Annotated in this window: 19 protein-coding genes; 7 read left to right on the plus strand and 12 right to left on the minus strand. The window is 62.8% G+C overall.

Annotated features, from left to right (window positions below; all coding sequences use genetic code 11):
* Positions 1 to 84: 84 nt before the first annotated feature.
* Positions 85 to 519 (plus strand): hypothetical protein, encoded by a 435-nt coding sequence (locus NX775_RS19245; protein ID WP_183550623.1) that lies wholly within the window; start codon positions 85 to 87, stop codon positions 517 to 519.
* Here NX775_RS19245 and NX775_RS19250 read toward each other — a convergent pair.
* The 3 genes from NX775_RS19250 to NX775_RS19260 all read right to left on the minus strand — a co-directional run bounded on the left by NX775_RS19250 (position 481) and on the right by NX775_RS19260 (position 3046).
* Positions 481 to 1503, minus strand: a complete 1023-nt coding sequence (locus NX775_RS19250; protein ID WP_258837439.1) for an SDR family oxidoreductase — start codon at positions 1501 to 1503, stop codon at positions 481 to 483. The two genes, NX775_RS19245 and NX775_RS19250, sit on opposite strands and share 39 nt — an antisense overlap.
* 218 nt (positions 1504 to 1721) lie before the next feature.
* Positions 1722 to 2723 (minus strand): sulfate ABC transporter substrate-binding protein, encoded by a 1002-nt coding sequence (locus NX775_RS19255; protein ID WP_258837440.1) that lies wholly within the window; start codon positions 2721 to 2723, stop codon positions 1722 to 1724.
* Between the two features lie 110 nt (positions 2724 to 2833).
* Positions 2834 to 3046, minus strand: coding sequence for a hypothetical protein (locus tag NX775_RS19260; protein ID WP_183550633.1), 213 nt, complete (start codon positions 3044 to 3046; stop codon positions 2834 to 2836).
* A gap of 140 nt (positions 3047 to 3186) precedes the next feature.
* On the opposite strand from NX775_RS19260, the gene NX775_RS19265 reads away from it, so the two are divergent.
* Positions 3187 to 3936, plus strand: a complete 750-nt coding sequence (locus tag NX775_RS19265; protein ID WP_258837441.1) for a phosphatase PAP2 family protein — start codon at positions 3187 to 3189, stop codon at positions 3934 to 3936.
* An 11-nt stretch (positions 3937 to 3947) separates the two neighbouring features.
* Positions 3948 to 4784 (plus strand): metallophosphoesterase family protein, encoded by an 837-nt coding sequence (locus NX775_RS19270; RefSeq protein WP_258837442.1) that lies wholly within the window; start codon positions 3948 to 3950, stop codon positions 4782 to 4784.
* 17 nt (positions 4785 to 4801) lie between these two features.
* Here the strand turns inward: NX775_RS19270 and cls are convergent, their stop codons facing one another.
* Positions 4802 to 6190 carry a cardiolipin synthase gene (gene cls / locus NX775_RS19275; RefSeq protein WP_258837443.1) on the minus strand — a complete coding sequence of 463 codons (1389 nt, stop codon included), beginning with the start codon at positions 6188 to 6190 and terminating at the stop codon, positions 4802 to 4804.
* Positions 6187 to 8388: a site-specific recombinase gene (locus tag NX775_RS19280; RefSeq protein ID WP_258837444.1), complete on the minus strand. Its 2202-nt coding sequence runs from the start codon at positions 8386 to 8388 to the stop codon at positions 6187 to 6189. The genes cls and NX775_RS19280 overlap by 4 nt, the downstream gene beginning before the upstream one ends.
* A gap of 196 nt (positions 8389 to 8584) precedes the next feature.
* Here NX775_RS19280 and NX775_RS19285 point away from each other — a divergent pair, with 196 nt between their 5' ends.
* On the plus strand, positions 8585 to 9421 hold the full coding sequence (locus tag NX775_RS19285; protein WP_258837847.1) for a branched-chain amino acid aminotransferase: 837 nt from the start codon (positions 8585 to 8587) through the stop codon (positions 9419 to 9421).
* 71 nt (positions 9422 to 9492) lie between these two features.
* Here the strand turns inward: NX775_RS19285 and NX775_RS19290 are convergent, their stop codons facing one another.
* From NX775_RS19290 to NX775_RS19305, 4 genes are all read right to left on the minus strand, one after another.
* Positions 9493 to 10161: a YiaD family glycine zipper/OmpA-like lipoprotein gene (locus NX775_RS19290; protein WP_183550648.1), complete on the minus strand. Its 669-nt coding sequence runs from the start codon at positions 10159 to 10161 to the stop codon at positions 9493 to 9495.
* Between the two features lie 108 nt (positions 10162 to 10269).
* Entirely contained in the window at positions 10270 to 10416 is a 147-nt protein-coding gene (locus tag NX775_RS19295) for a lmo0937 family membrane protein (RefSeq protein ID WP_005671362.1), read from the minus strand.
* 86 nt (positions 10417 to 10502) lie between these two features.
* Positions 10503 to 10727 carry a hypothetical protein gene (locus NX775_RS19300; protein WP_183550651.1) on the minus strand — a complete coding sequence of 75 codons (225 nt, stop codon included), beginning with the start codon at positions 10725 to 10727 and terminating at the stop codon, positions 10503 to 10505.
* Between the two features lie 172 nt (positions 10728 to 10899).
* Positions 10900 to 11598, minus strand: coding sequence for a glycine zipper 2TM domain-containing protein (locus NX775_RS19305; protein ID WP_258837445.1), 699 nt, complete (start codon positions 11596 to 11598; stop codon positions 10900 to 10902).
* A 185-nt stretch (positions 11599 to 11783) separates the two neighbouring features.
* On the opposite strand from NX775_RS19305, the gene NX775_RS19310 reads away from it, so the two are divergent.
* Entirely contained in the window at positions 11784 to 12512 is a 729-nt protein-coding gene (locus NX775_RS19310) for a Crp/Fnr family transcriptional regulator (protein WP_258837848.1), read from the plus strand.
* A 103-nt stretch (positions 12513 to 12615) separates the two neighbouring features.
* On the opposite strand, the gene NX775_RS19315 is transcribed toward NX775_RS19310, so the two are convergent.
* The 3 genes from NX775_RS19315 to NX775_RS19325 form a co-directional block, all read right to left on the minus strand.
* The gene (locus NX775_RS19315; RefSeq protein WP_183550660.1) at positions 12616 to 12837 is read right to left on the minus strand and encodes a YMGG-like glycine zipper-containing protein; all 222 of its coding nucleotides are present in this window, start codon (positions 12835 to 12837) and stop codon (positions 12616 to 12618) included.
* Positions 12838 to 12857: 20 nt separating this feature from the next.
* Positions 12858 to 13184: a BON domain-containing protein gene (locus NX775_RS19320; protein WP_258837446.1), complete on the minus strand. Its 327-nt coding sequence runs from the start codon at positions 13182 to 13184 to the stop codon at positions 12858 to 12860.
* Positions 13185 to 13303: 119 nt separating this feature from the next.
* Entirely contained in the window at positions 13304 to 15373 is a 2070-nt protein-coding gene (locus NX775_RS19325; RefSeq protein ID WP_258837447.1) for an AsmA family protein, read from the minus strand.
* Positions 15374 to 15583: 210 nt separating this feature from the next.
* Between NX775_RS19325 and NX775_RS19330 the strand changes: the two genes are divergently transcribed.
* Entirely contained in the window at positions 15584 to 15973 is a 390-nt protein-coding gene (locus NX775_RS19330) for a DUF4398 domain-containing protein (RefSeq protein ID WP_258837448.1), read from the plus strand.
* 105 nt (positions 15974 to 16078) lie between these two features.
* Positions 16079 to 17002 (plus strand): OmpA family protein, encoded by a 924-nt coding sequence (locus NX775_RS19335; RefSeq protein WP_258837449.1) that lies wholly within the window; start codon positions 16079 to 16081, stop codon positions 17000 to 17002.
* Positions 17003 to 17018: the final 16 nt, after the last annotated feature.

Raw genomic sequence — 17018 nt, forward strand, 5'->3', positions numbered from 1 at the left:
TCGTGCGCCGGCCCTGCGTTGCGACAGGAATCGGCAAAATTCAGTAATGTGTCTCCATGGTTCATTAACTATTGAGGAGACCTTATGACTGGTACCAGCACACTTGATCCGGATAACTTCCCTGAAGCACCAGACCGCAGCCTGGGCAAGGGCCATGGCGTCGACGCACTCGGCCCGAGCGACTTGTCGGACACCGGCAGCGACGTCGTGGGCGGCCCTGGCTTTGCCAGCAATATCGATCCTGAGCAGACGCTCGACTTCGACGGCGGCACCACGTCCGACCTCGAAGCCGGTCACGCAGGTGAAACGGCCGGGCCTGATGTGGGCGACGCCGATTTCTCGGGCGACAGCGATCGCAGCGGCACGGGTGAACGCGCCGCAGCCGGGCGCGACGCGGTTGTCAGGGACGGCGCCGACATCGACACCGACCGCATCGAATCCATCCCCGATCTGCCGCTGACCGAGGATGACACCGACTTCTTAACGAGTCTTCCGCCGGGTCAGGACGTAAGCCGCTAACAAGGCGCCGCTGCCCAACAGGGCAGCGTTGATGTATTTCGAGCGCAGCGCCGCCGCCGTGTATTCGCTGTGCTCGATGACGTGATGTGGCGAGCCCTGGCGCTCGCGCAGTTCACGCGTGTAGTCGGGCTTGTGCAAGGCGTCGCGCCGGCTTGGGTCGGTGTCGACGTCCAGCTTCTGGTTCACAAACATCGTCGCCTGCAGGAATTTATCGAACACGCGTGGCAGCAGGCGCGCTCCCGTCGAATTCATCTTGGCCGCACCGCCGACGAACACGTCGCGCTTCGGATGCTGGGCCGCATACAAGATCGCATCAGCAACGATTTCTGGCGCGTAGACCGGCGCCGGCAGCTTCGGTTCCTTGTCCATATAATTTTTCGCGTGCACGGCAAACATCGTGTCGATCCCGGTCGGCTTGATCAGCGTGACCGACATCGGTGCGCCTTCCTTGTCCAGTTCGATGCGCAGCGAATCCGTGAAGCCCTTCACGGCGTGCTTGGACGCCGCGTACATGCCTTGCAGCGGAATCGCATGGTCCGACAGCTCACTCCCCAGGTTGATCAGCGCGCCGCCGCCGCGCAGCTTCATGCGCTTGACCGCTTCCATCGAGCCATTGACCACGCCCCAGAAGTTGGTCTGGAACAGGCGGTGGTGGTCTTCGGGCGCCACATCTTCCATCCGGCCGAAGATCGAGATGCCCGCGTTGTTGATCCAGGTGTCGATACGGCCGAAGCGCTCGATGGCGGCGTCGCCGATGCGCGCCACATCGTCGATATTGCCCACGTCCGCCGTGACAGTGACGACCTCGGCGCCGTTTGTGGTCAGTTCTTCCGCCAGGTGGGCGAGGGCGTCGTCGGCGCGTGCCGCCAGCACCAGCTTGGCGCCGCGTTCGGCGGCCATGCGCGCCGTGGTCAGGCCGATGCCGCTGGTGGCGCCCGTGATGACGATGACTTGCTCATTGATTTTCTTCAGTTTGACTGACATGGATGATCCTTTTTTGCTTTGATTTGGTCGAGGAGGGAGTTATTGAAATGATCACTTCGTGTTGCATAGTGATATTTCAAGAGAAAACGTGGCGCGCGGGTGACGGGGCGGTGCAGGCAGACGTTCCATGACAAAAAACGCCGTTCCCACACGATGCGGGAACGGCGTTTCAAGAGGACTGCGCGGCTGCAGGTACAGCAGGCGAGCAGGCGAGCAGGTTATTTCTTGGAATAAATCTGATCGAACACACCGCCATCGGCAAAGTGGGTTTTCTGCGCTGCGGTCCAGCCGCCGAAATCGCTGATCTGGAACAGCTTGATCTGCGGGAACTGCGACGCGTATTTCTTGGCAAATTTCTCGACCGACGGGCGGTAGTAGTTCTTGGCGATGATGTCCTGGCCCTGGTCGCCGTACAAAAATTCGAGGTAAGCCTGCGCCACCGGCCGCGTGCCGCGCTTGTCGACGGTCTTGTCGACCACGGCCACCGGCGGCTCGGCCAGGATGCTGACCGACGGTGCGACGATTTCGAACTTGTCCGGGCCGAGTTCACGCAGCGCCAGCAGTGCCTCGTTTTCCCAGGCCAGCAGCACGTCGCCGATGCCACGCTCGACGAAGGTCGTGGTGGCGCCGCGGGCGCCCGAATCGAGCACTGGCACGTTCTTGTACAGGCGCGCCAGATAGTCACGCGCCTTGGCGTCGGTGCCGCCCGGCTGGCGCAGCGCGTAGCCGTAAGCCGCCAGGTGGTTCCAGCGCGCGCCGCCCGACGTTTTTGGATTCGGCGTGATCACCGAGACGCCCGGTTTGACGAGGTCGCCCCAGTCGCGGATCTGTTTTGGATTGCCCTTGCGCACCAGGAACACGATGGTCGACGTGTACGGCGCGCTGCGGTATTTGAGCTTTTGTTCCCAGCCTGGATTGATCAGGCCCTTGTCGCGAATGGCGTCGATGTCGTATGCCAGCGCGAGGGTGACGACATCGGCCTGCAGGCCATCGATCACCGAGCGCGCCTGTTTGCCTGAGCCGCCGTGCGATTGCTTGATCGTGACGTTGTCGCCGGTCTTTGCTTTCCAGTGCTTGGCAAATGCCGCATCGAACTCGTGGTACAGCTCGCGCGTCGGATCATACGATACGTTGAGCAGGCTGATGTCGGCGGCAAATACAGGCGCGTGCGCCAAAAGGGTCAGGGCTGCCAGCGAGCTGATGAAGGTTTTGCGAAGCATCGAGTGTCTTTCTTCAGGTTAGAGACGGTAGAGTACGGTCTCGGCCTGTAGAAAGAAAACGAATAAATTCAAGCAACCTTATACGATTTCTGCGCCGGCACAGGTGCGGCTCAGTTTGCCTTGGACAGGATGACGAGCCAGCGGCGGAACAGCAGGATCTCAACGTGGCCGGCTTCGACGCCCGTATCGCACTCGATGACCGGATTCACGGCGTAGAAACGCTTGCGGAAGTCGCGGGTCACCAGGATTTCACGACGGCCAATGCGGACCATGAAAGGGGTCGGGGCGTGTTCCATACCAAAAGAGCTATTGAGCGTGGTCATGTTCGTTTCCTCGTATCGAGTGGTTATGCAGTGAGGTAAGAATACCATAACTACTGTATGAATCAACAGTTACTGTTCGGGCATACAGTAGTTTTTGCTGTGTGTGGTATTTTCGCCAAGTCAGTCATAATCGCGTCATCATGACCAAAACACTGCCTCGCCTCCAGCGCTTTGCCGCCAACCGCTTCTCCGCCGAGGGCGAATACGGGCTGCACCTGACCATCGGCGTGGCGCTGCTGCTCGCTGCGATGGCCGTGTTCGCCCAGCTTGCAGGCGCCGTCGTGGCTGGCGCGCCAATTACCCAGTTCGACGCCGAGATCGCCAACTGGCTGCACCTTCATGCGCGCCAGGGCGGGCTGTTGCGCGATGTGCTCCTGCTCATCACCCACATCCACAGCACGCCGGGCATCCTCATCATGGCCTTCTGCGCGGCGCTGTGGCTGTATCGCAGCGGTCACCGTTACTGGACGATGGCAGTCATCGCCAGCGTGCCCGGCGGCATGCTGCTCAACGTCGCGCTCAAGCACACGTTCGAGCGCGCGCGGCCGCACTTCGACGAGCCGATCGTTACGTTGACCACCTACAGTTTCCCCAGCGGGCACACGATGGCCGCCACCGTGCTGTATGGCGTGCTGGCCTGTTATTTTGCGCGCCGCGCCCATACATGGCCGGGCAGGGTGCTGCCGTTCGTGCTGGCAGCCCTGATGATCGGCGCCGTGGCGTTTTCGCGCATGTATCTCGGCGCGCACTATCTCACCGACATCCTCGCCGCACTGACGGAGGGCTGCGGCTGGCTCGCGATCTGCATCGGCGGCACCGCCACCCTCAATCGCCGCCGCAGGGCCCGTGAACGGCGCCAGTCCGGCGCGACCTCACCTCAAGACATGTAAGGAATTTTTCGATGCGCACTCTCGTTCACCTTTCCGACCTGCACTTTGGCCGCGTCGACCAGGCCCTGCTCGGTCCATTGCGCGAGCTCGTGCACAGCATCGCGGCCGACGTCGTCGTCATTTCGGGCGACCTGACCCAGCGCGCCAAGGTCGAAGAATTCGAGGAGGCGCGCGCGTTTCTCGATTCGCTGCCGGGGCCGCAGATCGTCGTGCCGGGCAACCATGACATTTCGCTGTACAACGTGCTGCGCCGTTTCGCCCGGCCGCTGTCGCGCTATCGCCGCTACATCACCGACGATCTCGAGCCGGTCTTCATCGACGACGAGATCGCCGTCGTTGGCATCAACACGGCCCGTTCGCTGACCATCAAGGACGGGCGCGTCAGCCACGAGCAGATCGCCGCGCTGCGCGAGCGCCTGAGCGGCCTGAGCCCCGACGTCACGCGCATCGTCGTCACGCACCACCCGTTCGACTTGCCCGATCATTTCGAAAAGCGCGACCTGGTCGTGCGCGCGCCGCTGGCGATGGAAGTGTTTGCCGAAACCGGCGTCGATATCCTGATGGCCGGGCACATGCATGCCAGCCACGCCGGTAGCACGGCGGCGCGTTACCAGATCGATGCTTACGCGGCGCTGGTGATCCAGGCCGGCACGGCAACCTCGACGCGTGGGCGCGGCGAAGTCAATTCATTCAATGTGGTGCGGGTCGACGCGCAGCGGGTCGAGATCGACCGCTACGGGTGGGACGCGGTGGGCGGCAAGTTTGAAGTGGTCAATACCGAAAAGTTCATGCAGGCAGGCAGTGTCTGGTCGCCGCACACCGACGGCATGCTGGCGGCGGGGCTCTGAGGCCCCGCCAGGCGCGCTCAGATCCAGTATTCGGTCAGGCGCGCCATCGCTTCGCGCAGGCGGTCGGACCATGGCCGCCGCTTCCAGGCGTCGAGCTTGATTTCCTTCGAATGGACGACGTCCTCCTTGAACGCCGCCTCCATCTCGCGCCCGAAGGCCGGATCCAGCACGACCACATTGACTTCGTAGTTGTGGATGAAACTGCGGCGGTCGATATTGGCCGAGCCGATGGAGGACCACATGCCATCGATCACTGTGGTCTTGGCATGCAGGACCGCCACCTGCAACTGGTGGATGCGCACACCGCCCGCGAGCAGCTCTTCGTAGAACGATTCGCCCGCATGCCGGATGAAGCCGTGATCGGACACGCCCGGCAGCACGAGCTGCACGTCCACGCCGCGTTTGGCGGCAGCGATGAGGCCGTCGACGATCTGGCGGTCCGGCACGAAGTAGGCGGCCGTCAGGTAGATCGATTTCTTCGATTCGCCGATGGCGACGACGAGTGACTTGTAGATGGATGAATCGTGGTCTGGCGACGTGGCCAGCACGCGCACCACCTTGTCGCCCGCTGGCGCCAGTTGCGGGAAATAATCGATTTGCGGCAATTCACCGGCGTCCTGGTGCACCCAGTTGTCGATGAATGCCCACTGCAGCGCGCCGACGGCAGGGCCCTGGATCTTGATGTGCGTGTCGCGCCAGCCGACCTTGTCCTGGCTCACGTCGTCCGGACGCTTCTTGGACCGGAACAGCGAGCTGTTGGCGTAGGTGCTGCTGATATTGATGCCGCCGGTGAAGGCCACCAGCCCGTCGACGATCATGATCTTGCGGTGATCGCGGTTGTTCAGCGCCCATTTACCGGGGCGCTTGGTCGGGTCAACCGGATTGAAGACCAGCACGTTCACGCCCGCCTGACGCAGCCGGTCAAAGAATTCCTTCGGTGTGGCCAGCGTGCCGACCCCGTCGACCATGATATTGACCACCACGCCTTCGCTGCGTTTCTGCATCAGGATCTCGGCAAACTGCCCGCCAATCTCGTCGTGGTCAAAGATATAGGTTTCCAGATTGATCGATTTTTTGGCCGCGCGCGCCGCTTCCATCATCGCGCGCATCGTTGCCGGGCCGTCGAACAGCAGCGTGACGGCATTGCCGGCGATCATCGGCACCCCGGTAGCCTGTTCTTCCAGTACCGCCAGCCCCTTGAGATCGGTCGACGCGCGCGCCCAGCGCCGCTTGAGCAGCGCTGCCGCCTGTTTCTGCTTGAGTTCGCCATGCTGCGTCGTGACCGTCGGCGTCGATTGACCAGGCGCCCCGGTCATCGTGCTCGCATCGGGCAGTGACTTGCAGGCCGTCACCGCGCAGGCGAGAGCGGCGATGGCACACCAGGCGGCGAAGCGCTGTTTGATCATTTTGATCCTCGTACGGGTTCTGCATCAGGGGGCGCCAGTTGGCGGTGCTTGGGGCCGAGGAAGAACTCCACCGGCGAATACGCAAAACGGCGGCCCAGTGCCTGCACTAGCAGGATGCCGCGCTTGAAGCGGATCTTGCGTGCGCGCAGCGCAACCCACAGCGCCAGGCCGAAGCTGACCAGGAGGTTGACCGTGCCGATCAGCAGCACGCCGGACGCAGCGTTGATGAGCTGCGGCACGGTCATCTGGTAGTCGAGGGCCACCAGCGCGGTCGCGAAATTGGCGGCCGAGAACGTGATGTGGCGAATGTCGATCGGCAGACCCAGCAGGAAGCCGACCGTGCCGGTGGTGCCAAGCAGGATGCCGAAGAAGAAGTTACCCATCAGGCCGCCCAGGTTGTTCTCGACATACGCGCCCAGGCGCGCCAGCCGTGCCGGACCCAGCAGCGTGCGCAGGCCGCGCAACTGCTGGACGCGCTGGCCCATGCGGGTGTACAGCGCCTTGTTGTCGTAGTAGCCCGACACCAGACCGGCCACGAACAGCCAGACACCGGCCACCGCCGCATAGAAAAGAGCAGGGCTGTTGACGGGATCGATCTCGTTAAGCAGGTGCAGCGCCTTGATCGGGTCGACCAGATGCTCGCCCCGGTACCAGCGCACGCCCTCGGCAATGGCCCAGGCCACCGGGAACGCTACCAGCACGTTACCGAGCACCGCCACCATCTGGGTGCGGAACACTTTGTTGACGAGCTCAGCAAGCCGGTCGACGTCGAGGCCGCGCCCGGTTGCCGAACGATGCAGCGAGGCGGCGATGCGCTGGGCCGTCATGGCCGGCTGCTTGGTCGCCACGGTAAAGTGCAGCATGTGGATCAGCACGAAGCCGAACGAATAATTCATGCTGAACAAAAAGGCCTGGACTAGTGGCGGCGAGTGCAGATATCCCAGCAGGATCTTGAGCAGCGCCATGAAGCCGACGATGAAACCGGCCCCGGACGACGACCACAGCATCTTGCGCAAGCCCTTGCGGTCTTCGGCGATGTAGTGCTCGCCGGTGCGGCTGGCGTTTTCGGTGACGTTGCGCGCCAGCAGGTCGACGTTGTCGCGCACCAGGTTCGTCACTTGGTACTTGGTGTTGTGCGCTTCGATGAGTTCTTCGGCCAGTTCGATCACGGCGCGCTCGCGCGCAGTCAATTCGGGCGGAGGCTGGTCAGCCAAGACGGCGACATTGCCTTGCGGCGTCAGCGTGACGGCCGATGCGGCCGCGCCGGCCAGCTGTGGCGTGCCGGCCGCCATGGCGCTCAGCACGCCCTGGGTGGCGGCTTCCGTGTCAGCCGCAGTGTCGGCGTTTGTGGCAACCTCGGGCACGTCCACCAGGAACAGCAGCTTTTGCAGGCGGTCGATACTCTGCTGCAGCGCGACCAGCAGATAGGTCAGTGCGATGCTGGTGCCACTGCTCAGCGCCAGGCGCCGGATCTTGAGCACCACGTCTTCGCACTGGTCCAGCATCACGAGCAGGTGGCGCGCGTCGTCAGGGCGCGGGATGTCGCCATTCAGGTAGCGCGCGTATTCATCAAGATACCGGTTGACCTCGATGTTTTGCATCAGGAACGGCGAATCGAAGTTCTCGATCTGGCTGTAGCTGTGCACCAGGCGCGGCTCCAGGCCCAGCGCGCAGACGCGGCACGACAGCGTGCGGATCGCATCGAGCAGACCCTTGAGCGTGACCACGCGCGCGCGGCCAGGGTTCGCATCGGCCGGGACCGGCGCGCTTTCGATCACATGGAACAGCGCCATCCAGTCAGTGTCGGGCACCGCGCGGATCCACTCGAAATCGTCCTGGCGGTACAGCACCTGATCGAGTGCGTCGGACAGGTACAGGTCTTCCAGTGCCGGCGGCAGGAAACGATACGTGATGCGGCTTTTCAGCTCGGTGACGAAGCCATCGTTCGACAGGATGCCGATGTCACTGTACAGGCTGGTGTGGCGGCGTTTTTCGAGCAGCGTGGTGATGTAGCGGCGCAGCGCCCAGGCCTGGTCGGGATTGCCCTTGAGAAGCTGGGTCAGCGTACGCACGGACTGGGCCGGATCGTCCACGGTTTGCCACACCCAGCGCTGGCGCGGGCGCAGATGGCACACCAACTCAACCAGCAGGTCGATGTTGTCACTGTTGGGGTCGATTCGTTCGAGCGTAGAAAGCATGAAAAAAATTGATACTGGAAAGCCTCAGTGTACGCGAGGCGTCCAGCCTGGATGGTGTGGCAACGAACAATAACGTCGTGGAAATGTCCGCATGGCACTTTTAATGCCCGAACTGGCAATGGTGGCGGCTGGACGAGGGCAGGGCAATCCCGCTACACTGGACTGGATTTGCAATGTTGCAGTGACGAAGGAAACCATGTACCTCACGTATTTCAACGGCCAATGGGCCGAGGGCAATGTGCCCTTGTATGGCGCGATGGATCACAGCCTGTGGCTGGGTTCGTCCGTCTTCGACGGCGCGCGTTCGCTTGCCGGCAAGCTGCCCGACCTGCGGCCGCACCTCGAGCGCGTCATCAGCTCCGCCGAGAAGCTGGGCCTGGCCTGCCCCCTGAGCGTGGACGAGATGGAAGTGCTGGTGCATGAAGGCGTCGCGAAGTTTGCGCCGGATGCCGAGCTGTACGTGCGCCCGCTCGTATTCGGCACGGAAGGCTTCCTGATTCCGGTGGCGGAGAAAAGCCAGTTCGCGCTGACGCTGTTCGATGCGCCGCTGCCGCCGTTCGTCGGGTTCTCGGCCGGCCTGTCGACCATGCGCCGGCCTCAGCCGAGCATGGCGCCGACGGATGCCAAGGCATCGGCCCTGTATGCCAACTCGACCCGCGCCATGCGCGAAGTGAAGGCGCGCGGCTTCGAGCAGGCGATCATGCTCGACGGCGAAGGCCATGTCGCCGAATTCGGCGCCTCGAACCTGTTCCTGGTCACGGCCGACGGCAAGGTGGTCACGCCCCGCTTGAACGGCACCTTCCTCGCCGGCATTACGCGTGCGCGCGTGATGGCGCTGCTGGCCGGTGTCGGCATCGAGGTCGAAGAACGCACGGTCGAAGAAGCCGAGCTGCGCACCGCGCGTGAAATCTTCAGCACCGGTAACTATGGCAAGGTCACGCCATGTACCCGCTATGAAGACCACGTGCTGGAAGTCGGGCCGGTCGCAAGCCAGGCGCGCGAGCTGTATCTGGCGTTCACGCAGGCCGCGTAAGCGGTCCTGGTCTGTGCCAATGCAAAAGGCCGGCAATTGCCGGCCTTTTGCATTGCTACGCTACGTGGCGATTAGCCGCGTGCTGGTTCCGCGACATAGATCTCGACGCGGCGGTTGCGCGCCTTGCCTGCGTTGTCGTTGTTCGACGCGATTGGCTCGCGCGAACCGCGGCCTTCGATGGTGATGCGGTTCGGGTTCACGCCGCGGCCTGCCAGGTAGTCACGGGTGCGCGATGCGCGGTCAACCGACAAGGGCTGGTTGATGCTGTCGCTGCCGGTGCTGTCGGTGTGGCCGATGATCACGACGTTGGTGTTCGGGTTCTCTTGCAGCGTCGAAGCGAAGCGCTGCAGCACTGGCTGGAAGTTGCCCTTGATGTCCGAGCGGCCCGTGTCGAACGAGATGTCGCTCGGGATTTCCAGTTTCAGGCGGTTGTCCGAGGTCTGGGTGACTTGCACGCCAGTGCCCTGGGTTGCTTGTTCCATGGCTTGTTTTTGCTGTTCCATGCGCTTGGACCAGATATTGCCGATCACGGCGCCGGCTGCTGCGCCAATCGCTGCGCCGCCTGCCACACGGCCGCCGCCACCACCGCTGGTCGTGCCGCCGATCAGGCCGCCCAGGCCTGCGCCAATGCCGGCGCCGGTTGCGGTACCGCGCTGGGTGCCGGTCATGTCTGCGCAACCGGTGGCCGTCATGACGACGATGGCAACTGCTGCGGTGGTTTTGATGAAGTTTTTGTTCATGGTGGAACTCCTTAAAAGTAAGAAATCCGTTTCGCCGTCACACCATCAAAGGGCGCGACCGCGAAACGGATTGAATTTTACGACAAGCAGAGACTTGCCATAAAAATGCTATATACCGCGACCGCTGATCAGGCGAACCAGGATCATGATGACGGCGACGACGAGCAGGATGTGAATGAAACCGCCGATGGTGTACGAGGTCACCAAGCCGAGCAGCCAGAGAATAACGAGGACAACAGCAATTGTGTACAGCATGATGAATCTCCTAGAAGGGGTGCGCCGGTTGCGCTGTGAGACCAGTATGTTGTTTCCTGAGAGCGACTACCGTACGATGGCGTACATTAAACGCAACTTTTTTGTTTTTGCACGCCGGGGATCCAGCCCATCATCCCGATCAGCCCAGTAAAGCCGATCAGGCACGTCAACAGGCCGCCAGCGATCAGGAAAAGCACGTCATGCGCCTCTACCAGCCCTTGCACAGCTGGCGCCGGGCCGGCCGACAGCAGGCCGAAAAGAGTCAGTACCATTCCCCAAATGATGATGCCGATCCAGGTCAATGTGTTCATGCGCGGCTCCCTGATGAATGCTGTTCGCCAATCGATTCAGCATGGGAACAATTGTCGCCTTAGCTCATCAATAATTCCGTGCGATGGCACACATTGCAATTAGGAAAAAATTTGGCCGGGATGCTTGCGCGATCCCGGCCATTGATGTTGCTGCAAAAAAGCTGATTCTTGGTTAGGCCACCGAGCGCAGACGGCCCTTGACAATGCGCACGCGGTCGCCGCTGCCCCATTGTGGCTGGCTGGTCTGGCGGAAGGTACGCAGCGTGCCGTCATCCAGGCGCACCCGGATTTCATAGCTGGTCGTTGCCTTCACATTGCCCTCGACCTGGTTGCCCACGACAGCGCCGCCGATGGCGCCAGCCGCGGTAGCCAGCGTCTTGCCATTGCCGCCACCGATCTGGTTACCCAGCAAGCCGCCGAGGACGGCGCCACCGGCTGCGCCCAGGCCGCTGCCTTCGGCACGTTGCTTGATCGCGCGCACCGATTCCACGTTGCCGCAGTTTTCACACCAGTTGCTCTTTGCTGCCACCTGGGTCGGCTCGCTTTCCTTGATCTGCGTCACAGGTGCAGCTTGTTTTACAGGTGCCGGTGCCGGTACGGGAACCGGCGCAGGGGCATAGGCTTGCTGCGGCGCCTGGGCGTCTGCAGGGTAGGCGTAGCCAGGTTGCGGCGCACCCTGCGGGAGGGTAGAGGCGAGCGCCAGGCGATCGGCCTCGGTCAGCTGACGGTTCGCCGTGCCGCCGACCGACGATGGCAGCCAGCCCATGATGGCGGCGGTGCCCACCAGTGAGAACAGCACGACAGCGGCAGCGGCCAGCAGCAGCAGCGGGTGGGTGCGGTTCTTCACCGGCATGGTTGGAGGGGTTGTCATCTTTTGTTCCTTTCGTATAGGCATTAAGCCGGATGTCCGATGATTGTCCTCAGGAACAACTAATGCTTCCGTGCGTCACCGTACATACCTGCGCAGCCTGTGCGATTAGGCTCCATCACATTGTTTGTAAATGTAACTGGTCGTAGCGGTCCCGGCTGGCCCACGCACCAACTTGTGAGGAAATGATGAATTCTGCCGTCCACCCGCCTGTCTTCGAGCCCAACAGTAATTTGTTACTCGCAGCACTTCCCCCGCACGACCTCGCCCAGATGCTGCCGCAGCTCGACGAGGTGAGGGTGGAAGCTGGCCAGGTCTTGTGCGAAGCGGGCGACCCTATTCTTCATATCTATTTCCCCCATGATTGCCTGGTGTCCCTGCTTGGTGTAGCCGAAGGGCGCATGACGCTCGAGGTTGGGCAGGTCGGGCGCGAAGGCATGCTCGGCGCCACCACGGCGCTGGGCCACGACATCACGCAAGTGCGCGCCGTCGTCCAGCGCGCCGGTAGCGCAAGCCGGATGGAGGGTGGTCGTTTTCGCCTCGAAGTCTCGCGCAATCCGGCATTGCAGCGCGTGCTGTATCGCTACACCGATTCCTTGCTGGCCCAGGCGATCCAGATCGCTGTGTGCAGCCGCTTTCACGTGCTCGAGGCGCGCCTGGCCCGGTCGCTGCTCGTCACGCGCGACCGTTTGCAATCGGATAAATTCCATCTGACGCACGAGTTTCTTGCACATGCTTTGGGCGTGCGCCGGGTCGGCGTGACCAAGGCGGCCAGCGCGCTGCAGCAGCAGGGCCTGATCAACTACAGCCGGGGCAATATCGAGATCCTCGACCCGGAGCGCCTGACGGCAGCGGCGTGCTCCTGCTACCAGATCGTGCGTGAAGCCGGGGCTGCGCCAGCCACCGATACGGTCTGATTGGTCCCGGCGGTAACGCGGTGCACCAAAAACAAAACGCCCGGCAAGCCGGGCGTTTTGCATTCACTGACAGTGCGCTGGCATTGCTGCCAGCGAACGGAAATCAGTTGGTGGTCTTGACTTGGTTGCCGACCACGCCGCCGACAGCTGCGCCGCCAACGGTGCCGACTGCGCTGCCGCCGGTCAGGACGCCACCGATCACAGCACCGGCGCCAGCGCCGACTGCAGTGTTACGGTCTTGCTTCGACATGTTCGAGCAGCCGACCATACCGAAAGCGGCGGTCGCCAGGGTTGCCGTCACTACCAGGTTTTTGATGAGTTTCATGAAGTTCTCCTTTGATGGGGTTATTTCAGGCGCAGGTCATTCCTGACCGATTTCACGCCGTTGACGGTTCGCGCGGCCGAAGCCGCTGCGGCGACGCTGTCGGCCGAGGAAACAAATCCCTGCAACCGGACAATGCCTTGGTACGTATTGACATCCAGATCGGACACCTTCAGGTCGGGATCGCGCCTGATGGCGCTGTGCACCCCGGCAGTGATGACATCGTCCTGGACCGCTTCGACCTTGCCGAAACCGGGTAATCCGGACGTGCATCCCGTCAGTGCTCCACCGGCCAGTGCGGCCAGCAAAACGGGGATGCTGCCAAAACGCTTGATGCTCGATCCGTTCATGCGGGTGTTTCTTTTCTTGATGACCTGAACACGATCATAGACAGGATTGCCAAATTGATCTGTTCGGCAACACACAAAGCCGGTGCCAGGTTGTTACAGGTTGTATCCGTCAGGCTATTTCAGCGACGCTGACGCTGGCCCGGTGGCGGCGCACTGGGCGCCTGCCGTGCCTGGGCCAGCAACCGCGCACAATCGCTGTCCTCGCCCGGCCCTGTATTGATCAGGGGGAGCAGGGCAGCCAGCGGCGCCGCCACGACGGCCAGTGCTGCGGCGCCGCCTGCCTTCATTGCCAGCACACCTTTGTCGATGGCGACGTCCGGCTTGCTGAACGGGCCGCGCACATAGATTGGGGCGCGCAGCGAAAAGATGCGCAGCGCTTTGGTCTCGGGCCGGATGCGCAGTTCCATCTGCTCGCCCGCCAGGTTGATGGCGCCGTCGACGTTGATGATGGCCTCTTCGGTGTCGACAATGAAGCTGCGCGTGCGCGCGACGCCGTCCTGGATGGCAAAGTCGGCCGCCACGCAGTTGAGTTCGACCTGCTTGTCGCCGAACAGCTTGGTGACGACAATGTTCGCCACGTTCAGGCCCGCCATTTCCAGCAGCATCTTGCTCACCGTGCCTTCACTGACGAGCGCCTTGAGTTCGCCATTGGATGTCGCCAGCAGCGATGCGACCGAGTTGCCGGTGGCCGACAGCTTGGCATCCGCATTGATCTGGCCAGCCGTCGCCTGCATCTGCTCGATCTTCGGGAACAATTGCTTGATGCCGATCTTGCGTGCCCGCACGTCCGCCATCGCCTTGATGGCATTCTTGCCGCTGCGCCCGCTGCCATCGAGGCGAATGGTGGTGCGCACGGTGCCGCCGGCCATGCCGAATTCGAGCGGATCGAGCCGGAGCACGCCGTTGTCCATCTTGATGTGGCTGCTGAGCTTACTGATCGGCAGTGCCTTGTCACGCACGATATTGTCGGCGGCAAAGCGCACGTCTGCATCCAGCGCTGTCCACCGTTCGGTGTGGAATTCTTCCACCGGCAACACCTTGCCGGTCGGCTGCTTCGTCTCGACGCCGCGCGCCGCCTTGCTGGCGTTCGAATCGGCGCCAACGAGTGGCGCCAGATCGGCAAACACGAGCTGACGCGAGCGCACATTGCCCGACAACACCGGACGCGCGCCACCGGTGGCGTATTCGAGGCGCCCCCCGATATCGCTCGCGCCCACCTTGCCGGCAAAGCCGTCGTACACCCAGCGGCTGGCATCCTTGGCCAAGCGGCCGGTCAGGCGGCCCGACGTGGAAAACGCTGGCGTTTCCGGTAACAGCACGCCGGTAAAGTGATACAGGCGCGCCATGCTGGCGCCAGCCAGTTCGAGTTGCACGTCCAGCGCGGCGAGCCGGGCCGGATTGGTGACGGTGCCGGCAATGGCGATGCGCGTCTTGCCCGATTTGAATTCGCCCTGGATCGGGTAGGGCGCGGTCTCGTCCTTCAGCGAAAACACCGAGCCGAGCTTGCCGCCGCCGCCCACTTTCGCGCCGTTGTAGTCACCGTCCAGCGTGAACGCCACGCCATAGACCGGATCGCGTTCGAGCGTGCGCACCCGGGCCGTGACATCGGCCTTCGTGACCGCATCCTTGACGTGGACGACGCCGTCGGTCAGCACGACGCGCTCGAGGTCGAGATTCCAGCGCGACGGTTGTTCGTTGCGCTGGAAGGTCCAGTTATTCGTGGCCGCGTTCAGGCGCAGCAGGTTGACGCGGGGCGCGTCGAAGCGCAGCAGCGGGATGCCGATGCGCTTGTCCAGCAACGCGAGCGGATCGAGCGAGAAGGAAAACTGGCCGACGCTGGCCATGTTCCCGGTCGCCATGCCGGCCGGATTGCCGATCGTGGTGTTGCGCGCCACGAGGTAGGGCCATGGGATGTGGTCGCGCCACGTGCGCTCGGCTGGCGCCATGCGCGCCGCGGGACGCTCCCACGACACAGTCAGGTCGCCCTGGATGGCAAACGGGCGATCGATGGCGTCGCTGACCTTGTCGTTGATCCACGGCCGGGCGCGGTTCCAGTCGAAGGTCGCGATGACGATGATGGCAATGACGGGCAGCGCGATCAGCACGGCAAGGATCCACAAGCCGATCTTCTTCTTGCTGCGGCGCGGCCCCGGTGGGCGCTGCGCCGGCAGCGGCATTGTCTCGGCCATGAAAGTCCTTTATCAGTAGTGGATGTGATTCGTGCGGCGAGGGTAGCCTACGCTGGTCTGTGTCAACGTGCGATGGCGCACCCAGTGCCGGCGATAAGCGACGTATGCAGCCGGGGTGTGCATCGCTGCAGGCAATGTGCGTCACCGAACTGAGCGCATTCCATAACAGGTTTATAACGTTATCTACACCACTTCCGAGGAGAAAATGTAATGAATAAACATCAATCGATGACCGGGTTTGCCCGCCTTGGCTGCGTTGCCGCTCTGCTGGCACTGACGGCCTGCGCAAGTCCTGACAAGGCGCCTGCGACGGCGGATGTGGCTGTCTCGCGCAACGCGATCGAGAATGCCGTGTCGGCAGGTGCAGCTGACCTGGCGCCAGCGGAAATCACGGCGGCACGTGAAAAGATGGGCAAGGCCAACCAGGCCCTGGCCGCGCGTGACTACAAGCTGGCACGCGAACTGGCAGTCCAGGCCCAGGCCGACGCCAAGCTGGCCCAGAGCAAGGCTGTGTCGAGCAAGGCAACGGCTGCTTCAACCCAGCTGAATGACGATCTGCGCGTGCTGCGTGAAGAAGTCGATCGCGCCAACACCAAGTAAGGCAACTGAGCTAACTGAGTCATTTGAGTCATTGCACTGTTTCCTGTCTCCGGACAGGAGTTCGCGCCGACGATCCGGCGCTTGGAAAATAAAAGGAATAACAACATGAAAAACCGCAAATCCGCCGTATCGATCCTGGCCGCCGCCGTGCTGGCGGCAGCCTGCGCCAGCGCGCCGATGACCACGCCAACGCTCGACCAGGCGCGTGCCGACTTTGTCAGCGCGAACAATAATTCGCAGGTCTCGACCTACGCACCACTCGAATTCAAGCAGGCCAGCGAGGCCCTCGACCAGGCCAACCAGGCTGCGGCCCGCCGCGAAAGCCTGAGCGACATCGACCGTCTGGCCTATGTGGCCAAGCAGCGCATCGCCACGGCGCAAGAAGTTGCCAAGGGCAAGGCCGCTGAAGCCAATATCGCCGACGCAACGCGCCAGCGCGACATGGTCCGCCTGGATGCCCGCACCGCCGAAGCCGATCGCGCCAAGCGCGACGCTGAAGCCGCCCAGGCTGCTGCCCAGCAGGCCCAGGGTCAGGCGCAGCAAGCCCAGATGCAGGCACAGGCAGCCCAGGCTGAAACGGCTGCCATGGCCGAACGCACGGCCAAGCTCGAAGCGCTGCTGGTTGACCTGCAGGCCGTGAAAACCGAACGCGGCTTTGTCGTCACGATCGGCGACGTCCTGTTTGCGACCGACCAGGCCGTGCTGAATGCGAATGGCATGTCGACGCTGCGCAAACTGGCCGACGTCATGGCCCAGAACCCGAACCGCACCGTGTTGATCGAAGGCTTCACCGACAGCACCGGCAGCGAGAGCCACAACCAGCAACTGTCGGAGCGTCGCGCCAGCGCCGTCGCAACCGCGCTGGCCGGCCAGGGCGTGCCACGCGAACGCATTGCAATGCGTGCCTACGGCGAAGCCTTCCCTGTTGCATCGAATGACAGCGCAGCAAGCCGTCAGCAGAATCGTCGCGTCGAAATCGTTCTGTCGAACGAAGGCGCTGCCATTCCGCCACGCGCAGCAGCGCGTTGAACCTGTTTTTGAACCG

This window comes from Massilia aurea (genome assembly GCF_024753205.1).
Lineage (GTDB): Bacteria > Pseudomonadota > Gammaproteobacteria > Burkholderiales > Burkholderiaceae_D > Telluria > Telluria aurea.

What these genes read in the sequence shown, in the direction of transcription:
- NX775_RS19245 (WP_183550623.1), top strand. Translation starts at nt 85, where the DNA reads ATGACTGGTACCAGCACACTTGATCCGGATAACTTCCCTGAAGCACCA.
- NX775_RS19250 (WP_258837439.1), bottom strand. Translation starts at nt 1,503, where the DNA reads ATGTCAGTCAAACTGAAGAAAATCAATGAGCAAGTCATCGTCATCACG.
- NX775_RS19255 (WP_258837440.1), bottom strand. Translation starts at nt 2,723, where the DNA reads ATGCTTCGCAAAACCTTCATCAGCTCGCTGGCAGCCCTGACCCTTTTG.
- NX775_RS19260 (WP_183550633.1), bottom strand. Translation starts at nt 3,046, where the DNA reads ATGACCACGCTCAATAGCTCTTTTGGTATGGAACACGCCCCGACCCCT.
- NX775_RS19265 (WP_258837441.1), top strand. Translation starts at nt 3,187, where the DNA reads ATGACCAAAACACTGCCTCGCCTCCAGCGCTTTGCCGCCAACCGCTTC.
- NX775_RS19270 (WP_258837442.1), top strand. Translation starts at nt 3,948, where the DNA reads ATGCGCACTCTCGTTCACCTTTCCGACCTGCACTTTGGCCGCGTCGAC.
- cls (WP_258837443.1), bottom strand. Translation starts at nt 6,190, where the DNA reads ATGATCAAACAGCGCTTCGCCGCCTGGTGTGCCATCGCCGCTCTCGCC.
- NX775_RS19280 (WP_258837444.1), bottom strand. Translation starts at nt 8,388, where the DNA reads ATGCTTTCTACGCTCGAACGAATCGACCCCAACAGTGACAACATCGAC.
- NX775_RS19285 (WP_258837847.1), top strand. Translation starts at nt 8,585, where the DNA reads ATGTACCTCACGTATTTCAACGGCCAATGGGCCGAGGGCAATGTGCCC.
- NX775_RS19290 (WP_183550648.1), bottom strand. Translation starts at nt 10,161, where the DNA reads ATGAACAAAAACTTCATCAAAACCACCGCAGCAGTTGCCATCGTCGTC.
- NX775_RS19295 (WP_005671362.1), bottom strand. Translation starts at nt 10,416, where the DNA reads ATGCTGTACACAATTGCTGTTGTCCTCGTTATTCTCTGGCTGCTCGGC.
- NX775_RS19300 (WP_183550651.1), bottom strand. Translation starts at nt 10,727, where the DNA reads ATGAACACATTGACCTGGATCGGCATCATCATTTGGGGAATGGTACTG.
- NX775_RS19305 (WP_258837445.1), bottom strand. Translation starts at nt 11,598, where the DNA reads ATGACAACCCCTCCAACCATGCCGGTGAAGAACCGCACCCACCCGCTG.
- NX775_RS19310 (WP_258837848.1), top strand. Translation starts at nt 11,784, where the DNA reads ATGAATTCTGCCGTCCACCCGCCTGTCTTCGAGCCCAACAGTAATTTG.
- NX775_RS19315 (WP_183550660.1), bottom strand. Translation starts at nt 12,837, where the DNA reads ATGAAACTCATCAAAAACCTGGTAGTGACGGCAACCCTGGCGACCGCC.
- NX775_RS19320 (WP_258837446.1), bottom strand. Translation starts at nt 13,184, where the DNA reads ATGAACGGATCGAGCATCAAGCGTTTTGGCAGCATCCCCGTTTTGCTG.
- NX775_RS19325 (WP_258837447.1), bottom strand. Translation starts at nt 15,373, where the DNA reads ATGGCCGAGACAATGCCGCTGCCGGCGCAGCGCCCACCGGGGCCGCGC.
- NX775_RS19330 (WP_258837448.1), top strand. Translation starts at nt 15,584, where the DNA reads ATGAATAAACATCAATCGATGACCGGGTTTGCCCGCCTTGGCTGCGTT.
- NX775_RS19335 (WP_258837449.1), top strand. Translation starts at nt 16,079, where the DNA reads ATGAAAAACCGCAAATCCGCCGTATCGATCCTGGCCGCCGCCGTGCTG.